Origin of the sequence: Paenibacillus sp. FSL R10-2771, assembly GCF_038000205.1 — a bacterium.
In the GTDB taxonomy this organism is placed as follows: domain Bacteria; phylum Bacillota; class Bacilli; order Paenibacillales; family Paenibacillaceae; genus Paenibacillus_AQ; species Paenibacillus_AQ phytohabitans.
In genome coordinates this window covers 87,840-108,260 of the sequence record NZ_JBBOBM010000001.1, presented here as the reverse complement: position 1 = coordinate 108,260, position 20,421 = coordinate 87,840, and the positions used below count along the sequence as shown (strand labels likewise).

General features: G+C 54.0%; 17 protein-coding genes and 1 pseudogene. 1 reads left to right on the top strand and 17 read right to left on the bottom strand.

The annotated features are described in order from the left end of the window. Positions 1 to 739 precede the first annotated feature (739 nt). The 8 genes and pseudogenes from deoC to NSU14_RS00540 all read right to left on the bottom strand — a co-directional run. Entirely contained in the window at positions 740 to 1,417 is a 678-nt protein-coding gene (gene deoC / locus NSU14_RS00575; protein ID WP_042140056.1) for a deoxyribose-phosphate aldolase, read from the bottom strand. 127 nt (positions 1,418 to 1,544) lie between these two features. Further along, the gene (locus tag NSU14_RS00570) at positions 1,545 to 3,254 is read right to left on the bottom strand and encodes a methyl-accepting chemotaxis protein (RefSeq protein ID WP_256703995.1); all 1,710 of its coding nucleotides are present in this window, start codon (positions 3,252 to 3,254) and stop codon (positions 1,545 to 1,547) included. 248 nt (positions 3,255 to 3,502) lie between these two features. After that, positions 3,503 to 4,957 (bottom strand): SulP family inorganic anion transporter, encoded by a 1,455-nt coding sequence (locus NSU14_RS00565; RefSeq protein WP_042140058.1) that lies wholly within the window; start codon positions 4,955 to 4,957, stop codon positions 3,503 to 3,505. A 197-nt stretch (positions 4,958 to 5,154) separates the two neighbouring features. Beyond that, complete coding sequence (locus NSU14_RS00560; protein ID WP_042140059.1) at positions 5,155 to 6,231, bottom strand: bifunctional 3-deoxy-7-phosphoheptulonate synthase/chorismate mutase; 1,077 nt, start codon at positions 6,229 to 6,231, stop codon at positions 5,155 to 5,157. 497 nt (positions 6,232 to 6,728) lie between these two features. After that, a complete protein-coding gene (locus NSU14_RS00555) occupies positions 6,729 to 9,005 on the bottom strand; it encodes a PAS domain-containing hybrid sensor histidine kinase/response regulator (protein WP_076247044.1) in 2,277 nt (758 codons plus the stop codon). Positions 9,006 to 9,223: 218 nt separating this feature from the next. Beyond that, entirely contained in the window at positions 9,224 to 9,613 is a 390-nt protein-coding gene (locus NSU14_RS00550) for a response regulator (RefSeq protein WP_076247047.1), read from the bottom strand. A gap of 150 nt (positions 9,614 to 9,763) precedes the next feature. Beyond that, positions 9,764 to 10,231, bottom strand: a complete 468-nt coding sequence (locus NSU14_RS00545; protein ID WP_340948870.1) for a Na-translocating system protein MpsC family protein — start codon at positions 10,229 to 10,231, stop codon at positions 9,764 to 9,766. Between the two features lie 117 nt (positions 10,232 to 10,348). Further along, positions 10,349 to 10,438 (bottom strand): annotated as a pseudogene (locus NSU14_RS00540) (Na-translocating system protein MpsC family protein); the annotation flags it as partial. Positions 10,439 to 10,729: 291 nt separating this feature from the next. Here NSU14_RS00540 and NSU14_RS00535 point away from each other — a divergent pair. Continuing rightward, entirely contained in the window at positions 10,730 to 11,275 is a 546-nt protein-coding gene (locus NSU14_RS00535; protein WP_039297377.1) for a glutathione peroxidase, read from the top strand. A 120-nt stretch (positions 11,276 to 11,395) separates the two neighbouring features. On the opposite strand, the gene NSU14_RS00530 is transcribed toward NSU14_RS00535, so the two are convergent. From NSU14_RS00530 to NSU14_RS00490, 9 genes are all read right to left on the bottom strand, one after another. Beyond that, positions 11,396 to 11,740 (bottom strand): 4Fe-4S dicluster domain-containing protein, encoded by a 345-nt coding sequence (locus NSU14_RS00530; RefSeq protein ID WP_039297374.1) that lies wholly within the window; start codon positions 11,738 to 11,740, stop codon positions 11,396 to 11,398. Then, the gene (locus tag NSU14_RS00525) at positions 11,737 to 13,347 is read right to left on the bottom strand and encodes an FAD-binding protein (protein ID WP_340942076.1); all 1,611 of its coding nucleotides are present in this window, start codon (positions 13,345 to 13,347) and stop codon (positions 11,737 to 11,739) included. Before NSU14_RS00525 ends, NSU14_RS00530 begins: the two co-directional genes overlap by 4 nt. Before the next feature lie 44 nt (positions 13,348 to 13,391). Beyond that, positions 13,392 to 14,192: an alpha/beta hydrolase family protein gene (locus NSU14_RS00520; RefSeq protein ID WP_340942074.1), complete on the bottom strand. Its 801-nt coding sequence runs from the start codon at positions 14,190 to 14,192 to the stop codon at positions 13,392 to 13,394. A gap of 53 nt (positions 14,193 to 14,245) precedes the next feature. Then, positions 14,246 to 15,316: an ABC transporter substrate-binding protein gene (locus NSU14_RS00515; protein ID WP_042140064.1), complete on the bottom strand. Its 1,071-nt coding sequence runs from the start codon at positions 15,314 to 15,316 to the stop codon at positions 14,246 to 14,248. Positions 15,317 to 15,410: 94 nt separating this feature from the next. Next, positions 15,411 to 15,743 carry a 4Fe-4S dicluster domain-containing protein gene (locus NSU14_RS00510; protein ID WP_042140065.1) on the bottom strand — a complete coding sequence of 111 codons (333 nt, stop codon included), beginning with the start codon at positions 15,741 to 15,743 and terminating at the stop codon, positions 15,411 to 15,413. Further along, positions 15,740 to 17,347, bottom strand: a complete 1,608-nt coding sequence (locus tag NSU14_RS00505; protein WP_042140066.1) for an FAD-dependent oxidoreductase — start codon at positions 17,345 to 17,347, stop codon at positions 15,740 to 15,742. Before NSU14_RS00505 ends, NSU14_RS00510 begins: the two co-directional genes overlap by 4 nt. Before the next feature lie 49 nt (positions 17,348 to 17,396). Further along, positions 17,397 to 18,284 (bottom strand): ABC transporter permease, encoded by an 888-nt coding sequence (locus tag NSU14_RS00500; protein ID WP_052422116.1) that lies wholly within the window; start codon positions 18,282 to 18,284, stop codon positions 17,397 to 17,399. Between the two features lie 14 nt (positions 18,285 to 18,298). After that, positions 18,299 to 19,120: an ABC transporter permease gene (locus NSU14_RS00495; RefSeq protein ID WP_340942068.1), complete on the bottom strand. Its 822-nt coding sequence runs from the start codon at positions 19,118 to 19,120 to the stop codon at positions 18,299 to 18,301. A 355-nt stretch (positions 19,121 to 19,475) separates the two neighbouring features. Next, positions 19,476 to 20,252 (bottom strand): ABC transporter ATP-binding protein, encoded by a 777-nt coding sequence (locus NSU14_RS00490; RefSeq protein WP_042140068.1) that lies wholly within the window; start codon positions 20,250 to 20,252, stop codon positions 19,476 to 19,478. Positions 20,253 to 20,421 lie beyond the last annotated feature (169 nt).

The following is a 20,421-nucleotide window of genomic DNA, read 5'->3' as shown; positions in this document are numbered from 1 at the left end:
AGCTTCAGGTGTCGTAACTTACCGTATAACGATGAAGCTCCGTGTTATAGGAGCCGATGCTGTGTTCAATCAGTCTGCCTCTTCCCCGTCATAAAAGTTGTGCAGACGCTTAAGCATATGATTCGGTAGCAGAGGGTAGTGTCCAGTGGATTCAGGTGCACTTATACCCCTCCTTTCCTCCCAGCGAAGCGTTAGCGTCCTTTTATAAGGGAGCACGCTGCAGTACAGCAAAATTCAGGTTGATTCAGAGGGATTTATCCCTTTATTTCTGCCGCTCAGCCCACTTCCGGCCAATTTAGTGGGATTTATCCCTTTAATCCCGCCGCTCAGCCCACATCAGGCCGATTTAGAGGGATTTATCCCTTTATTTCCGCCGCTCAACCCACTTCCGCCCGATTTAGTGGGATTTATCCCTTTAATCCCGCCGCTCAGCCCACTTCCGGCCAATTTAGTGGGATTAATCCCTTTAATCCCGCCGCTCAACCCACTTCCGGCCGATTTAGTGGGATTTATCCCTTTAATCCCGCCGCTCAACCCACTTCCGGCCGATTTAGTGGGATTTATCTCTTTATTTCCGCCGCTCAGCCCACTCGGCTAACTTTCGGCGGCCCATTTCATATTCAGCTTATCTACAACAGATACCAGACGACTATTCTAATTCCCTTTACAGAAACGAAAAGGCTGCGGCCTCCCGAAATCCAGGAGGCCACAGCCTTTTCTGTGCATAGCTGAGTTGTATTTAGTAGCTGCTCTGACTTTGCTCACCTTTGGCAATGGCTACGCCGCCGCTTGTCCCGATCCGGGTAGCGCCTGCTCCGACCATTACGAGGGCATCTTCCGCACTGCGCACACCGCCGGATGCCTTAACGCCGATAGCAGGGCCGACAGTCGCCCGCATGAGTGCGATATCTTCCTTCGTTGCGCCTCCCGTGGAGAATCCGGTCGAAGTCTTCACGAAGTCTGCTCCCGCTTCTACAGCGAGCTTACAGGCGCGGACCTTCTCTTCATCGGTCAGCAGGCAGGTCTCAATGATGACTTTGGTCAGTGCTTTACCGCGGGCAGCTTCAACCACTGCGGCGATATCACGTTTCACCAGCTCGTCATTACCGTCTTTCAGTGCGCCGATATTGATAACCATATCCACTTCGCCGGCACCGTTAGCAATCGCATCGGTGGTTTCAAAGGCTTTGGTTTCCGGTGTGGACGATCCCAGCGGGAACCCGATCACTGTACATACTTTAACTTCCGGCGTATCCTTCAGCACTGCATGGGCCGTGGACACCCAGGCCGGGTTCACACAGACCGAAGCGAATTTGTATGCTTTGGCTTCCTCAGCCAGCTTGATAATATCGTCTTTACGGGCATCCGCCTTCAGCAGCGTATGATCAATAATCCCGGATATTGTAGTTTCACTCATTATTAATTCCTCCATGTAATCGGTAGTAGATGTTCGCATTCCTTGTAATCATACCAATAGTCGAACACTTTGGAAAGCCGGAGAGCGAACACCTGCTACTACGCCCGATCAACACTTGAAGCGCCGCTTACACCTTCACCTGCCGGATAGCTTCCCGCAAGTCGCCTGTATTCGCGCTGATCATCATCGAAGCTTCGTATACTTCTTTGATCTTCTCCAGTTGAAGACCGGTCAGCTCACGGATCTGCCTTGTCTGCTCCGAGACACCTCCGGCAATGGAAGCCATGCTGCCCACCGTTGCAGCAACCTCCTCTGTGCCTGCTGACAGCTGCTCTGCCGTCGCCGACATATCGACAATCTGTCCGGCCACCTCACGAAAAGCGGCCGATGCTTCCAGCAGCGCAGCTTCTGCTTCGGCAGACATCCGCACACCTTCACTGACTTCATGGGAAGCGTCCGTCATTTGCGTACCAATGCTTGCTGAGGCATTGCCGATATGAATCAGTAAATCGGCAACCCGCTCGACCGAAGCCGCAGAGCCCTCCGCCAGCTTGCGTACTTCTCCGGCTACGACAGTGAAGCCCCGCCCGTGTTCTCCCGCACGCGCTGCCTCAATCGAGGCATTCAGCGCAAGCAGCTTCGTCTGATCGGCGAACTGCCTGATCGCAGCCAGCGCGCCCTCGATTTCATTCGCATAGCCTTGCAGCAGCAGCACGATGTCCAGGGTATGGCCGGTAGATACGGAAATCGACTTCATCTGCTGATTCGTATGATTCATGGCAGTCTGGGAGGACTGCACGATATCCAGAGCCTTGACCGCGAATTCGGAGACAACGGCCGAAGCTGCCGAAATGCGCGAAATCCCCTGCGCCATCTCATCCATTGCCACAGCGCTGCTCTGTGCTCCTTCGGTCTGCGAATGGGCACCGGCGTAGATGTCGCCGATTCTGCCGTTAACGGCCTCACTCATCTTCAGTACATCATCGGCATTCCTGGCGAATGTCTCAGAGGAGCCGTAGAGAGAATCGGATGCCGTGGACACACCAGACACCATCCCTCTCACTCTTGCATTCAAATCACCTGACATCTGAAGCATCGCCTGATAAGCCGTTCCAATCTCATCCCGGGACCTGACCGGACGGGCATTCAGAATCCGCGCGGCCTCAGCCAAGTCGCCCCTGGCCATGGTGCCCGCACTCTGCGTGATCGTCCCCAGTGGACGCAATGACCGGGATACAAACCAGGCCAGCACCGCCAAAGCGGCCAGGGATAAGGCGAGAATAATACCATAGAGAGGCAGACTTTGGATCAGGACGTCACGGGTCAGGCTGCTAAGGACAGCGACATCGGTGTCAATGCCCAGCGCCCCGATCAGAGCCCCGTCAGCCCCTTTCACCGGTACAAATGCCGAGATATAATCCCCATATTCAGGATTCATGATCAGCGGCGTACTCGCATTCTCTCCTGCAAGGACCGCCTCAACTGCAGCAGCCGGCATATCTGTAATTTCATTAATCTGCGAAGCCAGCGGGTCCCCCTCCGGTCTGCCGTCAATCATCAGCTGCGGCTGATTGGCTTCATCGATCCTGACAAAGTATACATAACGGGCACCGATCGACACCCTGAACTGATCCAGTTCATTGCGGAGCGACCAATACAGATCCGATTCCCGGGGATCGGCCAGGAACTCGCTGTAACGGCCGGCATCAATCTGCGTAACATAATGGCTGGCAATACTCATGTTGTAACTGCTGATCGTCCCTTTCACCGCTGATCCGGTGTTCGCCCGCTGAATCGCAATGTTCCCTGCCGTGATACATAGAATGACTACAGTCATGATACAGAGGATACGGGCAATAAGTCTTGTTCGGATAAAAGAAAACATGTAGGCATTCCCTTTCGCGCACGGCAATTGCGTTAATAAAGTAGGGTCATTCCTGAACACGCAATGACAAATGTCCCTCTACCGGAAAATTTCGACAATTTTTTCGAAATTCCTTTTTCCTGCCGCAAAAGATATTACAAAAAAAGAGACTGCCTCTGAAGCCATAACAGCTCCAAAGACAGCCTCAATACATTTATCCTTCAATGCCCGCCCGACAAGCTCAGGCCGATCCGTTTCACCAGCCGGGCACTTTCTTCATTTAATCCGGTAATCGTTACCTTTTTGCCGAGTGCCGCGTATTTGTCCAGCGTTTTGGCAATAGCTCCCACCGCCGACTGATCCCACACATGGGAATGGGAGAAGTCGATAATCACCTGCTGCGGATCACTCTCATACATAAATTCATGCACGAAATGACTGGTTGTACCGAAGAACAGCTGGCCCGATACTTTGTAGGTAGTTACAGATGCCGTCGTATGGACGCCGAGCTTTATTGAAGCCATTTTCCAGGCAAAAGACAAAGCGCTTAGCAGAACACCGAACAATACGCCGATCGACAGATTATCCGTCACTACCACGGTGACTACCGTAACGATCATGACCAGTGCATCGCTGAGCGGCACCTTGGCTAAAGTCTTCAGTGAACCCCACTCGAAGGTGCTAATGCAGACCATGATCATAACACCAACCAAGGCGCCCATCGGAATCTGCTTAACCACATCGCCCAGAACGAGAATCAGGAACAAAAGAAAGATCCCCGATACAAAAGTAGACAGCCGTGTACGTCCGCCCGATTTCATATTAACCATCGACTGGCCGATCATTGCACAGCCTGCCATCCCGCCGAAGAAGCCGGTCACGATATTGGCCAGGCCTTGTCCCTTCGCTTCCCGGTTCTTGTCACTGCCGGTGCCGGTAATATCATCAATCAGCGTTGCGGTCATTAGGGATTCCAGCAATCCGACTACAGCGAGCGACAGTGAATAGGGCAGAATGATCAGCAGTGTATCCAGCGTGAAGGGAAGATCCGGCAGATGGAACACCGGCAGAGCCGAAGTAATGGTGCCCATATCGCCTACGGTTCTTACATCCAGATTAAGAACAATGCTGAGTACAGAAACTGCGATAATCGCTACAAGTGCCGAAGGGACCGCCTTCGTGATCCGCGGAACCGTATAAATGATGACCAGTGTAAGTGCCACCAGCGCATACATAATCCAGCCCTGTCCTTCAAAATGCACCAATTGGGCCATGAAGATAAGAATGGCTAATGCGTTGACGAAGCCGGTCATTACCGGCTGCGGCAGGAACGTGATGAATCTGCCAAGCTTCAGCATCCCCATCAGAATCTGAAAGATTCCCGCCAGTACGGTGGCTGCGAACAGGTACTCAATTCCGTGTGAAATCACCAGGCTGCCGACCAATAGCGCCATCGCTCCGGTCGCCGCTGAGATCATGCCCGGTCTTCCGCCGGCAAATGCCGTCACAATAGCAATACAGAAAGATGCGTACAATCCAACCATCGGGCTTACGCCGGCGAGGATGGAGAAAGCAATCGCTTCAGGGATTAAGGCAATCGCCACGGTCATACCTGACAGAATGTCGCTCCGTGTGTTGGAAAACCAACCGTTGTTGTATAAGCTTGACTGCTTCAAATTGTGCTGCTCCTCCTGTGTCTTGTTATAAGGTTATAGGCTCTTCCATAGAGCCCGGGGCCGGTGCACCGCCAATGCTTCTTATTGTACCTGACCCGCCTTAACCTCCACAAAAGTCCAACCTGTGCTTGTAAGCGCTACTTCCTGCCCCGTTCTCACCGATCCTGCTATTTTCGCCTGAACTCTAGATATTAAAATTAACGGTACAGTCCGGAGGCTTTCACTTCATTGAAGAAGGTGTTGAACTCTTCAATATTAAGCTGCTGCGCCGCATCCGATAAGGCGGTTGCCGGATCGGGATGCACCTCCACCATGATGCCGTCGGCTCCGGCGGCAAGTGCGGCTTTGGCACATGGGATCAGGATATCCTTGCGTCCGGTGGAATGGGTCACATCGACCAGCACCGGCAGATGGCATTCCTGCTTGAGAATCGGCACTGCCGAAATATCCAGCGTGTTACGGGTCGCTTTCTCATAGGTACGGATGCCGCGTTCAATCAGTATGATCTCCATATTGCCCCGGGACATAATGTATTCTGCCGCATGGACGAATTCATCCAGTGTAGCGGATAATCCGCGCTTCAGCAGTACCGGCTTGTTCACTTCCCCTACCGCTTTGAGCAGTTCGAAGTTGTGCATGTTCCGTGCACCGACCTGAATAACATCGACATAATCAAGGGCCTCTTCAATATGACGCGGGTCTACAATTTCGCTGATGGTCAGAAGCCCGTATTCATCCGCTGCTTCACGCAGAATTCTCAGACCGTCCATTCCAAGTCCCTGGAAATCATACGGAGAGGTACGGGGCTTGAAGGCTCCGCCGCGCATCACCTTCACTCCTGCCTTCTGCAGGGCAGCGGCAACTGTACGGGTCTGCAGCTCACTCTCCACCGAGCAGGGTCCGGCAACCATCAGCGAAGATAATCCGCCGACGGTTACATTACCCGGAAGGGTAATTACTGTATCTTCGGCGTGATTTTTCCGGGCTACCAGCAGGGACTTCTTATGTTCCGTGCTTTGCAGATCCAGTGAAGCAGAGAAAATCTGCTTGAACAGGGTACGGATCGTGCCGCTGGTGAAAGGTCCCTTGTTGCTTGCTACCAGCTTATCCAGCATGGCTTTCTCGCGTTCAGGATCGAACTTCGGTACACCCTGCTTCTCCTTGAGCACTCCGATTTCCTGAACGATTTCCGCACGTTCCGAGATCAGCTCCAGCAGTTGTCCGTTAATTTCATCAAGCCGTGCTCTCAGCTTATCCAATTCCACATTACTCATTTCCTGACACTCCCTTAAGTAGTTAATAGTTAATCCTATGAACGAACGCAAAAAGGCCCCCCGTCGCAAGGGACGAGGAGCCGTGGTACCACCCTTATTTAGAGATGAATCCTGCTGACGCGTCAGCACCCGGAAAGCTGTTACCTCATTCCCGGACCGGATTAACTCTGTCTTACACCCGTTAACGCTGGAAGCGGGCCTCCCTACTCATACCTGCTGCAGCAGTGTACTTCAGGGGCCGACTCGGAAGTGAACTTCGGCACTAAGCGTCAAATGAGGGTGCTCTCAGTCTCCGGCACACCTTCCCTGTTAAGATCCGCTATAAAGTGCTTACTCTCTTCGTCATTGTCATTTAATGGTATATCGGTGCGTCTTGTATACCGGTTTCTGCTATCTTAATCAAAATGACTTCCACATGCAAGATGTCAGAGTGACGCATTACAGCTTTAACGCAGCAACGTTAATCATTGATGGATAGACGGAAGACTGCCTGCTGATTAAAAGAATTTTCCGATAACATTCACTATCGTCTCGCTTCTCAGCGGCTTGCTGATATACTCGTCCATTCCGGCTTCAATGCATAATTCCCGGTCGCCTTTGAGTGCATTAGCCGTTACGGCAATAATGACCGGCTGCGAATCTGCCGGCTGCGTCTGCCTGATTCTCGATGTAGCCTCCAGGCCGTTCATGCCGGGCATCTGCACATCCATGAAGATCAGATCATAGCTGCGCTGAGTGACCATCTCGACTACCTGCAGCCCGTCTTCCGCAACATCCACGGCGAACCCGCGCTTCTCCAGAATTTTGCGCAGCACAATCTGATTAATGACATTGTCTTCAGCCACCAGGATGCGCAAAGAACGGCTGAGCTGCTGCGGACTCAGCAGGCCCGGCTCCGCCCCCTCAGCAGTCTGGGCCTGCTTCTCGGTCCGGAGCACCACCGTAAATACAAAGGTTGCCCCCTGCCCGGTCTGCGGCTCCAGCTGAATCCTGCCCCCCATCATTTCAACCAGCTGCTTGCTGATCGCCAGCCCCAGACCACTTCCTTCATGTTTGCGGCTCATGTAATGATCCAGCTGGTAGAACGGCTCGAACAACCGGCTGCGGGCATCCTCCGGAATGCCTATTCCTGTATCCGCCACTGTAAATTGCAGCGTTACCCCATCAGCAGCCTCTTCTCCCCGTATCCTTTGCACGCCGACTTTTACCCCGCCCGTGTGAGTGAACTTCACTGCATTGCCGACCAGATTGATCAGGATCTGCTTCAAGCGTTCTCCGTCCCCGATCAGATCAGCGGGTACATCCGGACCTACCTCCACCTGGATGGCGAGGCCCTTATTCTCCGCCTTAAGCTGCAGCAGCTCCAGAGCAGACTCCATGCAGTGCTGAAGGACAAACGGTTCTTCATGCAATGAGGTTTTGCCCGCCTCAATCTTGGACAGATCCAGAATATCGTTAATGATATTCAGCAGGGATTCTCCGCTCTGGCGGATGATTTCCAGGTATTCCCTTTGCTGAGAATCCGGATCACTGAGGTCCAGCAGCAGATCGGTCATCCCGATCACCCCGTTCATCGGCGTGCGGATTTCATGGCTCATCATAGCCAGGAACTCGCTTTTGGCCCGGTTCGTATTCTCGGCGGTTTCTTTGGCGATCAGCAGCTTCTTCTGCTCGGTAATATCCTTGACGATAATATAAAAACCCACCGTCTCATTGTTGATAATGATAGGGGCAAGGGTTGTCAGCACCTCCACGGAATGTCCGTCCTTATGCCAGATGAGGTCAATGCTTCGTTCCATGGAACCCTTCTTCTGGCAGAAGCTGATTACGTCGTGAAGATGGTGGTTCCCGATAATCCGTCCGACACTCATTCCCACCAGCTCAGGAATCGTGTAGCCTGTCAGCTCTACGGCCTTCTCATTCCCGTTGATAATGTTACCTTCCAGATCCAGGGAAATAATCGCATCATGGTTATATTTCTTCAGCGAGGTATACCGCTCTACCGATTCCTGCAGCTTCTGCTCCATAATCTTGCGCTGTGTCACATCACGGCCTACGGCAAGCACGCTCCAGTTCCCGCTGTCTTCCACAATCCGCAGCGTGAATTCAATCCAGAGATACCGCCCGTCCTTATGAAGAATCCGCAGCTGCACACTCTGAAGCTCAGCCGCCTGCGGTGCGCTCATAAATTCCATATCCCCGGGGTGAACCAGTCCGCGGATATCACAGCCGATCAATTCCTCAGGCTTATACCCGAGTACTTCCACAATCGAAGGAGAACAGTATCTGCAGATACCATCCGGGGTAGCATAATATACAATGTCTCTAATGTTGGCTGCAATCAGGCGGTACAGCTCATCTGGCGGTGCAGGAAGTTCTTCCTTGGACTTAGCTTCCGGGTGCGGCAATCCGGCCAGATGAACGATATAATACAAGCCCATTCCCGTAGAGGGCTCGCTAATCAGAGAAACATGCAGCAGTACTGCAACTACAGAGCCGTCTGCATGCCGGAAATTCAGTTCGCATTCAAAAAAGGGAACCTCTCCCGCCTTTAGAGTCCCCATCTTTTGCCTATGTATCTCCAGGGAATCTTCATTCAGAAACTCCGTGAAGCCATGTCCCAGCAATCGTTCTTCCGTGTATCCCAGCAACAGCGTTACCGCCGGATTCACACTAGTCCATTCTTCGGAAATGGAGAGAAATGCGACTCCGGCAGTCCCCTTTTTGAATGCCTGTTCGAATGGAGAAGAGATCTCCGTATGTTGTCTTAGCATAAATTCCACCGCCCGTTCGTGGAGTAATACATGCATTTTTAGTTCAAATCTGTAATATAAATATCTTGCATATCCGGGCGAAAGTCAAATGATTATGTCGAAATATAAACTATAAAATGTATAGCAGATTATATTAACCTGCGAACCAGAATTCAGACAGAGTTCTCCCCAGTTCCCCACCTTTGTTCGATTCATTCCTGCATTACTTTATCCTTGATTTAGAGCCCGCCGTCCAGCAGCCTCTTCACCGTTTCGGTGAAGGCTTTGACCTGGAACGGTTTGGTAATATACGCGGCAAAACCCCTGTTTTTGGCTTTTTCAATATCCGATAATTGAGCAAACGCACTGGTTCCCAGTACCGGAATATGGCAAGTAGCCTCATCCTGCTGCAATATTTCCAGAGCTTCATATCCGTTAAGGCCGGGCAGCCCGATATCCAGGATGATCAGATCCGGCAGTGCTTCACGGGCCATACTTAGCCCCTGCTCTGCCGTTTCAGCTTCCAGCAGCAATATGGAGGGCAGGTTTCTTTTGAAGATATGATGCATTAGGGCCATGTTGAGTTGATTATCTTCCACATATAATACTGTCCGCTTGTATTCCTCCATCCGGCATATCCTCCTAAAAAGTCCCAGAACAACAGCCCATAAACAGGAAAAAAAATAAAAAAGCCGAAGAAAGGGACCATTCCCCCTTCTCCGGCTCATGTTCGGCTCATTCGCATGTCCGACTCATTTCCGCCCTATTTATAGTTAAACTTATTGAAAAGTATAAGCTATCACACTGGTATCTTTGTCGAAATCCCAATCCACATATATATCCGACAGTTCCTTGCCGAGCATCGGGGCAATCGTGGTGGTATCCTCCAAATATCGTTTTTCCATCTTGCGTTTGGTGGTCTTAAGCGTATTCTCATAACCAAGGCCAATCAGTTCCTTCTCCAGCGGGATCAGGATACCCTCACGTTTGATAATCAGAATGCGCGGGCCCAGCCACCAGGAGTCGGTATAGACCGGTTCCTTCTGAACCTTTCTGCTAACTTCATTAATCTGGGCATGGACTTCTTGACGCCCGGCATAATCGTCAATAATCATAGCGTCATTCTTAATGAGCGCAACGATCATTCCAGACGCGTTATGTATACCCCAGTCATAGAAAAGCTCGCCAACCTCCATAGCCATCGTTTCCTTCAGGTAAGCCGCAAGTTCGGGCAGCAGAGACTTCATCAAAAGCTCTCTCGTATAGCGAAACGCCTGTTCTTCTTCCTTATTTAACAAAAATCTCTCCACAGGTCCGATAAAATTACGGATATGCAGTGCTATACATTGCTTCCCGATAGAGGCGTGTATTGATTCAGGCCCTTTCCCAAAGCGTTCCCGCAGTAATCTTCCTGTGAAACTGGAAAGTTGGCTAGTAAGTTCCGTAGTGCTCATTCAATTTCCTCCAGCATAATATTCTTGTGTCTGTGTTATACGTATGGGGAGACGCTCCGCCTGCTGAAAAAACGGTTCGTTCACTTTAGTATAATCTCAACCGGGGGACTTCGTATATATAAATATATAAAAGTTCATAAAGGGCTGCCGGGGCTTCCCTGGATATGTATGTAAGGGCACAACATTAGTATTGCCCTAATTATTTATAATTAGTTTGACACCTAAAATTAAATTGTTTACAATTAAATAGTTGTAAATATTAATTACATATACCGGGAGGATGAAGCAGCAATGAGCATTTATGAGTATGAGGCCCGCAATATCCGGGGGAAAGAGACCCGGCTTGAACAATACAAGGATAAAGTCCTCCTGATCGTTAATACTGCCAGCAAATGCGGCTATACTCCGCAATACTCCGACCTTCAGAAGCTTCATGAGAAGTACCAGGAGCAGGGCCTGCAAATTCTCGGGTTTCCCAGCAACCAGTTTGGCGAACAGGAGCCCGGCTCCAATGAAGAGGTTAACGTGTTCTGCCAGATCAATTACGGCGTAACCTTCCCGCTTTTCGAAAAAATTGATGTTAAGGGGGATAACCGCCATCCGCTGTTCGCTTATCTGACGGAACAGGCTGGCTTCCAGGGCTTTGACGACACGGACTCAAACGGCAAGCTGCTGCACACCATGCTTCAGGAACGTGATCCTGCAGCGCTCACAAACGATGAGATTAAATGGAATTTCACCAAGTTCCTGATTGACCGTAACGGCAACGTGGTGGAGCGCTTCGAATCTCCGGTTGATCCGCTGGACATGGAGCCTGCCATTCAGAAGCTGCTGTAAAGCGTTATAGCGAGAATGACGAAGGCTATGTTACCCGTGAAATATTCAAATAAAAAAAGGTGTTCCGCTGCCGGCAAGGGCTGCAGAACACCTTTTTGTCATTTACTTGCTTATTCCTGATTACTTGCCGCGGTAAGTCTCGGTGAACACCTCGAAGAAAGGTGTCGTGTCCCGCTCCGCCATCGTATCCTCCGCACCCGGGTTCCAGCCGATCTCTGCCCGCCAGCTGCCCAGCAGGCCTGATTCAATCAGCTCCTGCTCATCCACCTCCATGGACAGATCTGCCTGCGGCGCCACATAGAGCGCATCCGCCGGACAATACGCCTCGCACATGAAGCAGGTCTGGCAATCCTCCTGGCGGGCAATGACGGCAAGCTTGCCCTGCATCTCGAAGACATTCGTCGGGCAGACCTTCACGCACAGCCTGCAGCCGATGCAGCGGTCCTGGCTGACCAGTTCAATCATATCGCCCGCTCCTCTCTTGGTATCCGCAGCTCCTGGGCATGAGACACACTTTCGGTGCGGATGCCAATCGTATCGATACCGGAGAGGATCAGGCGGTGGGTCTGGCGCGGGTCCAGCGCCGGATACTCGGCCAGGCGCTGCAGGCCGCGGCTCTCCTTGCGGGCCAGCGCGGCGGTGTAGATCCAGCGGCCGACATTCAGCATGGCGGCCGCTTCACGCGATTGCACGATGCCCTGAACCGTCGCGGGCACCTGCCCGCTGAGCTCAGGCATCAGGCTGTTCAGCCGCTGCAGGGCTGCGGCGACCACAGGCTCGCTGCGGAAGTAGTTAATCCGCAGCGGCAGGATCTCCCGCTGGACCGCCGCGATCAGCGGCTTCGCGTCCAGCGCCCTGGCTGTGCCGGCGCCAGCCGGCATCCCGTAGCGGCCCGCCGCGCGGAGCAGCCGGCTGTCCGCCGGACGCGGCTCCTGCAGAGCGTGCCGCGCCGCGCCTTGTCCTGCCCAGCTGCCGCTGCAGATGGCCCAGGATGCATTGTAGGCGCCGCCGCCAGAGATGGCGCCGGTGACTTTCTCGCGGGATGCGGCATCCCCGGCCGCATACAGCCCCGGCACCGAGGTGGCACAATCGGTACCGGTCAGGCGCAAGCCGCCCGTGCCGCGCATCGTGCCTTCATAGCGCAGCGTAAGCGGGAATTTATCCTTGAACGGATCAATCCCCGCCCGCTCCAGCGGCATGAAGAAGATCGGATGGGCGTTACGGAGGAAATCCTGCTTCTCCTTCGTATCCGCCAGATCCAGCGAGGCGTAGACCGGGCCCCTCAGTATCAGCTCAGGGATGCTGCCGAAGGTGCGGTCACCCTGATGCAGCGGCCTTCCCGCTTCATCATACAGCGTGGCCCAGGCCAGCATCCGCCCGCGCGTTACCGTTCCGTCCGCGAAGCTCGGAGCATATTGCCGGGTGAATTCCATACCCGACAGCTCGGCACCAGCCTCGGCTGACATCAGCAGTCCTTCGCCCGTGAGCACATTACAGCCCAGCCCCTTGCTGAGGAAGGCACAGCCTCCGGTAGCCATAATCACCGCGTTCGCCTTCACTTCCCAGGTCTCCCCGGTTAAGCGGTTAATTCCGCGTGCTCCGCCCACGCCGTGCTGATCATGGAGCAGCTCCAGCGCCGGCGATTGATCCCATATACGCACCCCCGCCTTGCGCACCACTTTACGCATAAGCTTCATGTATTCCGGGCCATGCAGATGCGTCCGCAGCGGCCTGCCCTCCTCATCCTTCGGAAAGGGATACCCCCACTCCTCTACCAGCTCCAGATTCTGCTCGACCTGATCCAGCACACGGTGAATCCAGGCATTCTCCGAGAGATAGCCGCCTGCCTTAAGTCTGGCCTGCACAGCCTGCTCCCGCAGCTCTGCCACCGGCGGAATCACCAGCAGCGTTGTTCCTCCCGGCGCGGTAGCCCCGCTTGTTCCGAGATATCCCTTATCGGCCAGAATTACCTTCGCTCCCTGAGAAGCTGCACTCCATGCCGCCCATGCTCCGGCCGGGCCTCCGCCCAGCACTAGAACATCTGTTGTTGCCTGCTGTTGCTGCTGCGGCATTCCGCTTCCCCCTCTTCATGGTCCCCTGAAATGTAGAATTAAGATCAGACCAGCTTCTCCTGCAAAAATGCTATTGTCGAGGCAACAGCCTCATTCAGCGCAGAGGTGGAGCCTTCGTACGGGTCCACCGTGCCAAAGGTGTGATCCGCACCCCGGATGCTCTGATACCGGTGATGCGGCGCTTGTTCCCTGAAGCCTGCATGCTGCTGCAGCAAGGCTTCACGGTCCTGATCACCCTGAATCAGCAGCGCTGCGGCCGGTACTATGCCGAGTGCCTTCTCCAGATCGAAGCGCTCCTTGTTACGCTGCTGATCCTCGCGGATCGCCCGCTCCTGCAGCGTAAGCGCCGGGGCACCTTCACCCTGCTGCGGCTGCGGCGGTGAACCGCCGTTCCAGACCACCAGCGCCTTCACCTCAGGATGCTCTGCCGCGAACAGAATGTTACTTCCGCCTGCACGGCTGTGCCCCAGAACCGCTATCCGCTCCGTGTCGGCCAGTCCGGCAAGCGGCAGCCTGCCCTCAAGCAGGCTGTGGAGCACCTGCTCCAGATCCAGCAGCTCCCGGCTCAGCGTAGCCGCTCCGGCAGCTTCCTCCGGGCTAACCCCGTCCAAATTGCGGGCAGCGATCCGTGAGAAATTGAAGCTTACGGTGTAGAACCCGCTCCCGGCAAGTCTGCCGGAGACCTCCGGCCAGAATGCCCAGTCCTTATGTCCTCGGAAGCCATGGCTGATCAGGATGACGGGCTTTGGTGCAGTCCCCGCAGGAACCCGCACCTCGCCCTCCAGATACAGCCCGTTCTCCAGCGGCAGCTTGAAATGTTCAATGGTCAAGGTTTCTTCGGACATCTGCATCCCCTCCGTTTACCTGTTTACCTGTTTACCTGTTTACCTGTCATGAATTACTTGAGCTGCCAGTCGCTGATGTTGAAATCCTTCTTGGCCAGCTTCTCTTCCACGAGGAAGTTCTTGGTGCCCTCCAGCAGCTTCGTGCCGTCTTCCGTGAAGGCTGTATCCTTAATATCACTGATCGGATTCACCTGCTTCGCGAGTTCCGGGGTTGTATCCCCGATCTCGGCCAGGAACTCATAATACTCATCTTCATGCTGCTTCAGGTCGGCCAGTGCCTTCTCCCGTGCCGCATTCCAGACCTTAGGGAAATCCGGGAATTTCGCAAGATACTCCTCTGACACTACGGTAGCACTGCTTCCGAGCAGATCCGGATGGGTAGAGGCATCATCCAAATGAGTGTATCCCTGCTCGATCTGCTTAAGCGCCGCTACACCGTTATTGGTGGTCGCGTCCACATCGCCGCGGGCAAGTGCTGCGGTAGCATCCGGAATCAGCATGTGAACCAGCTTATAGTCGGTTACCCCTTCCTGCTTCAGCAGGCCGACTACGTAGCGGTGCATGAAGGACCCTTTCTGGATCGCAATGGTTTTGCCCTTCAGTTCCTGCACTGTCTTTGGTCCGTCCTTCTTGCCGATCAGATAACCGACCGTATGCGCGGAAGTCTGGGCGATCAACCGGGTCTTGGCTCCTGAAGCGTAGGCGATAATCGCCGGGGTATCCCCAAGGCTGCCGAAATCAAGTCTTCCGCTGATTAAGGATTCCGTCTGATCCGGTCCGTTCGGGAAGCCGGTCAGCTTCACTTCGGTAATTCCGTACTGCTTCAGCTCTTCCTGAATAATCCCTTTATAGAGTCCCCAGCCTTCTGCACCGCCCGGTACATTCAGCTTATTGGAGCCAATGTATCCGAAATTCAGCACAGCCGGAACATTGCTTGAAGCCTCACTGCCCGCCGCGTCGGCCGTATTCGTTCCTGCGCCGTTGGCTGCCGTTCCGTTGTTCCCGGAGCCGGTATTATTACCGCAAGCCTGCAGCACCAGCATGATCATCACCACACCTGTAATCAGCGTGAGGCGTCCCCCTTTGCTCCATACACCTTTAATCTCTCTGTACAATTTGCTCATTTCTGTATTCTCCCCTCAGTCGTCTGCTGGATGTTTGATGTTTGTATAAGGACTCTTGCCTGTATTTGGATTAGTGTCTATAACGGCGCATCACTCAGAAGCCTGCCCGGGCTGCCAGCTTATACATGAAGTCATGACTGGCTACCGGCTGTCTGCCCTTGCCCCAGCCTACCTTCTCGCGGTAACCGCCGAGCAGTCCCTGCTGTTCCAGCTCCGCCTCAGTAATTCCGGTAATACCCTCGGAATCCGGAGCCACATACAGGGCATCCACCGGGCAATACAGCTCACACATGAAGCAGGTCTGGCAGTCGCTCTGCCGGGCGATAACCGGAATTCCGTTATCCACCCTGTCGAATACATTGGTCGGGCAGACAGATACACATTGATTGCATTCTACACACCGGTCAGCGCTGATGACTTCAATCACAACAATACACTCTCCTTCGCTACCTCTTCTGTCTTCACCCATACCTGGTCCAGTCCGCCGCTGATCAGGCGGTGATGCTGGCTGTCGTCACTTCCCTTGAAATCCTCCCGTTTGTGCATTCCCCGGGTTTCGGTACGGGCCAGAGCGGAGCTGTACATCCAGCGTGCCGTTGCCGTCATCGCTTCGGCTTCGCGTGCCTTCACACCTTCCGGCGTGCGCTGGATTTCCCGGCTGCGCTGCTCTTTCCATAGTCCGTCCAGACGCTCCAGCGAAGATTCCAGCCCCTGCTCTGTACGGAACAGATTAATATCGTACGGTTTGACTTCTGCCTGCACAGCCTCCACATATTCTGCGGTTCTGGCAGCGGCGCCCGCCTTCACTTCCTGGTGAACCAGCGGTGAAGAGGATAACCCTACGGGTGCACGGTGAACTGAATGCCAGCCGAGTCCGGCTGCATAGTCTGCCGCCCCTTCTCCGGCGAAGGAGCCGGAAGACATCGCCCAGGCGGCATTATGGCTGCCGCCTCCGGTGAACCCTCCGCAGATCAGCTCACGGGTAGCCGCATCCCCTGCTGCATACAGCCCCGGAACCCCAGTGCCGCAGCTCTCGTCTGTAATCCGTATGCCGCCTGTGCCGCGGACTGTACCTTCCAGCCGCAGCGTCACCGGGAATACATCCTTGAAGGGATTAATGCCCCGCCGGTCGAATGGCAGGAAGAAGTTCGTCTGCGCCACCCGCAGCAGCGGCTGTAATGCTTCATCCGCTCCGTCAAGCTTCGCGAATACCTGGCGCCCGGCCAGCAGATTCCTGGCAATGACTGAGCGGCCCTTCTTGGAGCCTGCTCCTTCCACCACAGTTCCGTCTTCATAATAGAAGCTGGCGTAGCTGTAATAAGCAGTCTTCGTTACGGAGGAGAAGGTCGGGCAGATCGCGTAGGCATTGGAGAACTCCATACCCGACAAGCTCGCTCCTGCTTCAGCGGCGAACAAGTACCCGTCACCGGTCAATACGTTGCAGCCAAGCGCCTTGCTGAGGAAAGCGCAGCCTCCGGTAGCGATAACTACCGCCCCGGCATGCACACTCCAGGCTTCTCCGCTCTGGGTCTGCACGCCGGCCGCTCCGGCTACCCCGTGCTCATCGGCGAGCAGCTCAAGCACCGGACTATGGTCCAGAATTTTCACGCCCGCCTTCTTCACCAGCTTGCGCATCAGGCGCATATATTCAGGTCCCTGCAGGCTCCGGCGGTATTGATTGCCTTCCTCATCCACCGGGAACGGATAGCCGGCAACGCCCAGTCTGTTCATATTCTCATAAGTCCGGTCCAGCACCCGGTCCATCCAGCGGTGCTCAGCCAGCTTGCCGCCCATAGCGTAACGGCTGGCCTTCGCTGCCTCGCGCAGCTCTTCTTCCGGCTTCACGTACCAGACTCCGGTGCCCGACGGGGCAGTTGCACCGCTGGAGCCGCAGTATCCCTTGTCGGCCAGGATCACCTTCACTCCCTTAGCTGCGGCTGTAAGTGCCGCCCATGTTCCTGCCGGACCTCCGCCGATTACCAGTACATCCGCCGTCAGTTTCAATGTTTCCTTCAGTGCCGGTTGGTTCATGTTGTTGCCCCCTTGGTTTCATTAGCGTTAGCGTTTCATTAGCTTGTCTTTAACCTTGATAGCTGTCACGCCAGTACAGGAATTTGCGTTCGATGATGCGGAAGAGAGAATCGATCAGCTTGCCGACCACTGCAAAAATAATAATTCCGACAAAAATAACGGCCGTATTGGAATTCTGCTTCGCCTCATTAATGAGAAACCCAACCCCGGACTGTGATCCGATCAGTTCGGCAACCACCAGACCGATCCAGGCCACAGCCATCGACAGGCGCAGTCCCAGCAGAATGCCCGGCAGCGCCGCCGGCAGGATCAGCCGCCGCAGCTTCTGCAGCGGGCTGAATCCGAGCACCCGGGCTACTTCAAACAGCTTGTTGTCCACTCCCCGGATGCCCATGAATGTATTGATATAGAGCGGAAAGAAAGAGCCGCTCATGATAATAACCACCTTCGAAATCTCCCCGAAGCCGAACCATAGAATGATCAGCGGGGCAATAGCCAGATGGGGAACCAGCCGCAGAATCTGCACGCTCGGGTCCAGCAGATAGGCTGCACTGCGGAACAGGCCGGTCAGTGTCCCCAGCAGCAGGCCGAGAATTCCTCCGATAAGGAATCCGATGCCAGCCCGTCCGATACTGACGCCCAGATGATGGACAAGCTCCCCGCTAACCGCCAGATCTGCAAAAGCGGAGAGAATCGTCAGCGGCGCCGGAAGAAACTCCGGCGAGATCCAGCCTGCGCTTCCGGCAAGCTGCCATACGGCGATTACAGCTACAGGAATAACAGCCCCGGTGCCCCAGTCGGACAAAAGAGTTTTCCAGGACGCAACCATTAATCTTCTCTTGTTGTTATGCGTAGTAATTGGAGCGGTTCCGCTATAATCACGGGCTTCCCTTACCCCCTTGGCAGTCTTGATTATTGCTTCTATCCCTTCACTCATGCGGTTCTTCCCTCCTATCCTTGATAGCTGTCCCGCCACCGCAGCAGCCGCTGCTCGATCAGGCGGACAATGGTGTCACTCAGCAGCCCGGCAGCGGCGAATACAATTATCCCGACAAACACTACAGGCGTATCAGCAAACTGGCGGGCATCCGACATCATATAGCCGATCCCCGAGGTGGAAGCAATGAGCTCCGCCACCACCAGCCCCAGCCATGAGAGACCCAGCGACAAGCGCACACCGAGCATGATATTCGGCACTGCTGCCGGGAGCACCAGCCGCAGAATCTGCTTCCCTCTGCTGAAGCCAAGCACCCGGGCTACTTCGAACAGCTTATTATCCGTTCCCCGTATGCCCATAAAGGTATTAATATAGATCGGGAAAAACGCTCCCTTGGCAATCAGCAGCACCTTGGATTCCTCCCCGATGCCGAACCAGAGAATGAACAGCGGCACTACCGCAAGGCTCGGGATCATCCGGATCATTTGCAGCGAGGGGTCCAGCAGCTTCTCCGATCTGCGGAATAATCCGACCAGAATGCCAAAGAGTAGACCCAGCCCGCCGCCAAGCAGAAATCCTGACAATGCCCGCACGACACTGATTCTGAGGTTGCTCCATAAATCCCCGGTAGATGCCAGGGTAATGAATGACTGGACAATCGTAGAAGGCGCCGGGAACAGCATCTCCGAGATCATTCCGTAATGGCTCAAAATCTGCCACAGGATTAATACACCTGCCGGAAGCAGCAATCCCAGACCGGCAATCGCCGCCTTTCCGGGGCCGTCAGGCCTTCCTGTTCTTCCGGCACTCCCTGCCGCTACAGCCCGTTCAGCCATGGCTGTCCCTCCCTCTGAATTAATTAGTATATTCACATTGATTAAGTCGGATATAAATCCGCACTTGTTCACTCTTTTTCACAATACAACCTTCCTGCACCGTCTTCCTGCACAAAATACAACATTTCCCTCATCATATCGTTCATAACTCAAAATTGTTGTACAAAAGGCATCAATTCTTCCTCTCCAAGCCTCTTAGCGGGATAATTCTTGTATTTTGTACAACAATCCCTTCGAGCTCGCCTGGTATCGTTGATCAAAGTTGTATTACGTACAACAATATGTGTATACCGTGTCTACTGAGGAGTATCCATTCTGACAACAACGATCCACGAACAACGAATCAGGAGTCACTTTATATTCCCGCCCCGTCCTTCAGCTCAAGCTCATCGACCTTCTCAAAGTAGTTCAATACCTTCAGGCGCAGCTCTTGAAAGGAGGTTGTTGTTTTTTTACGCGGATAGGGGAGGTCGACAGGTACGATCTTGCGGATTTTACCCGGACGGGGTTCCAGAATAACGACCCGGTTGCCGAGGAATACTGCTTCATCAATATCATGGGTTACAAAAATCATCGTAGTCCGGTTCCGCCGCCAAATATCGAGCAGCACCGTCTGCATATGCGCCCGGGTGAAGGCATCCAGCGCACCAAAGGGTTCATCCAGCAGCAGAATCTTCGGGTTCCTCAGCAGCGCACGGGCAATTGCCACACGCTGGGCCATCCCGCCCGACAGCTCCCGGGGATAGGACTTCTCGAAGCCGCCCAGCTTCACCAGATCAATCAGCTCATCCACCCGCTTCCGGATATCCGGCCTGCCCAGCGGCAGATCGGAGGCAATGTTCTTCTCTACCGTAAGCCACGGGAACAAGCGGTGCTCCTGAAAAATAAACCCCTTGTCGATCCCCGGCCCGCCTATCTCTGCACCTTCCAGCGTAACGTTGCCGGTATAGCCGGTATCCAGACCGGCAACGATGCGCAGCAGAGTGCTTTTGCCGCAGCCGCTGGGACCAATCACCGTGATGAATTCCCCTTCCTCTACATGCAGCTCCACATCCTGCAATGCCTGCACATGTCCTCCGGCGGTATCAAAGCGCTTATTCAGCTGTGTGATGGACAATAAAGCTTCTCCCATATCTGCTCCTCCTTCTGGCTGAAATATAAATGTACTATTGTAATACAAAAAAAACAGAGGAACCTCGCGATAGAACTCGCGCGGCACCTCTGTCTGTACAGTCGGCTGATTTTAATCCAAAGTAAATCAATTGGAATTTGTAAATTTAAAATATCACCTATCTGTAAAT

What these genes read in the sequence shown, in the direction of transcription:
- NSU14_RS00550 (WP_076247047.1), bottom strand. Translation starts at nt 9,613, where the DNA reads ATGGAGGAATACAAGCGGACAGTATTATATGTGGAAGATAATCAACTC.
- NSU14_RS00525 (WP_340942076.1), bottom strand. Translation starts at nt 13,347, where the DNA reads ATGCCGCAGCAGCAACAGCAGGCAACAACAGATGTTCTAGTGCTGGGC.
- NSU14_RS00560 (WP_042140059.1), bottom strand. Translation starts at nt 6,231, where the DNA reads ATGAGTAATGTGGAATTGGATAAGCTGAGAGCACGGCTTGATGAAATT.
- deoC (WP_042140056.1), bottom strand. Translation starts at nt 1,417, where the DNA reads ATGAGTGAAACTACAATATCCGGGATTATTGATCATACGCTGCTGAAG.
- NSU14_RS00545 (WP_340948870.1), bottom strand. Translation starts at nt 10,231, where the DNA reads ATGAAGTCTCTGCTGCCCGAACTTGCGGCTTACCTGAAGGAAACGATG.
- NSU14_RS00495 (WP_340942068.1), bottom strand. Translation starts at nt 19,120, where the DNA reads ATGGCTGAACGGGCTGTAGCGGCAGGGAGTGCCGGAAGAACAGGAAGG.
- NSU14_RS00500 (WP_052422116.1), bottom strand. Translation starts at nt 18,284, where the DNA reads ATGAGTGAAGGGATAGAAGCAATAATCAAGACTGCCAAGGGGGTAAGG.
- NSU14_RS00535 (WP_039297377.1), top strand. Translation starts at nt 10,730, where the DNA reads ATGAGCATTTATGAGTATGAGGCCCGCAATATCCGGGGGAAAGAGACC.
- NSU14_RS00555 (WP_076247044.1), bottom strand. Translation starts at nt 9,005, where the DNA reads ATGCTAAGACAACATACGGAGATCTCTTCTCCATTCGAACAGGCATTC.
- NSU14_RS00530 (WP_039297374.1), bottom strand. Translation starts at nt 11,740, where the DNA reads ATGATTGAACTGGTCAGCCAGGACCGCTGCATCGGCTGCAGGCTGTGC.
- NSU14_RS00570 (WP_256703995.1), bottom strand. Translation starts at nt 3,254, where the DNA reads ATGACTGTAGTCATTCTATGTATCACGGCAGGGAACATTGCGATTCAG.
- NSU14_RS00505 (WP_042140066.1), bottom strand. Translation starts at nt 17,347, where the DNA reads ATGAACCAACCGGCACTGAAGGAAACATTGAAACTGACGGCGGATGTA.
- NSU14_RS00515 (WP_042140064.1), bottom strand. Translation starts at nt 15,316, where the DNA reads ATGAGCAAATTGTACAGAGAGATTAAAGGTGTATGGAGCAAAGGGGGA.
- NSU14_RS00520 (WP_340942074.1), bottom strand. Translation starts at nt 14,192, where the DNA reads ATGTCCGAAGAAACCTTGACCATTGAACATTTCAAGCTGCCGCTGGAG.
- NSU14_RS00490 (WP_042140068.1), bottom strand. Translation starts at nt 20,252, where the DNA reads ATGGGAGAAGCTTTATTGTCCATCACACAGCTGAATAAGCGCTTTGAT.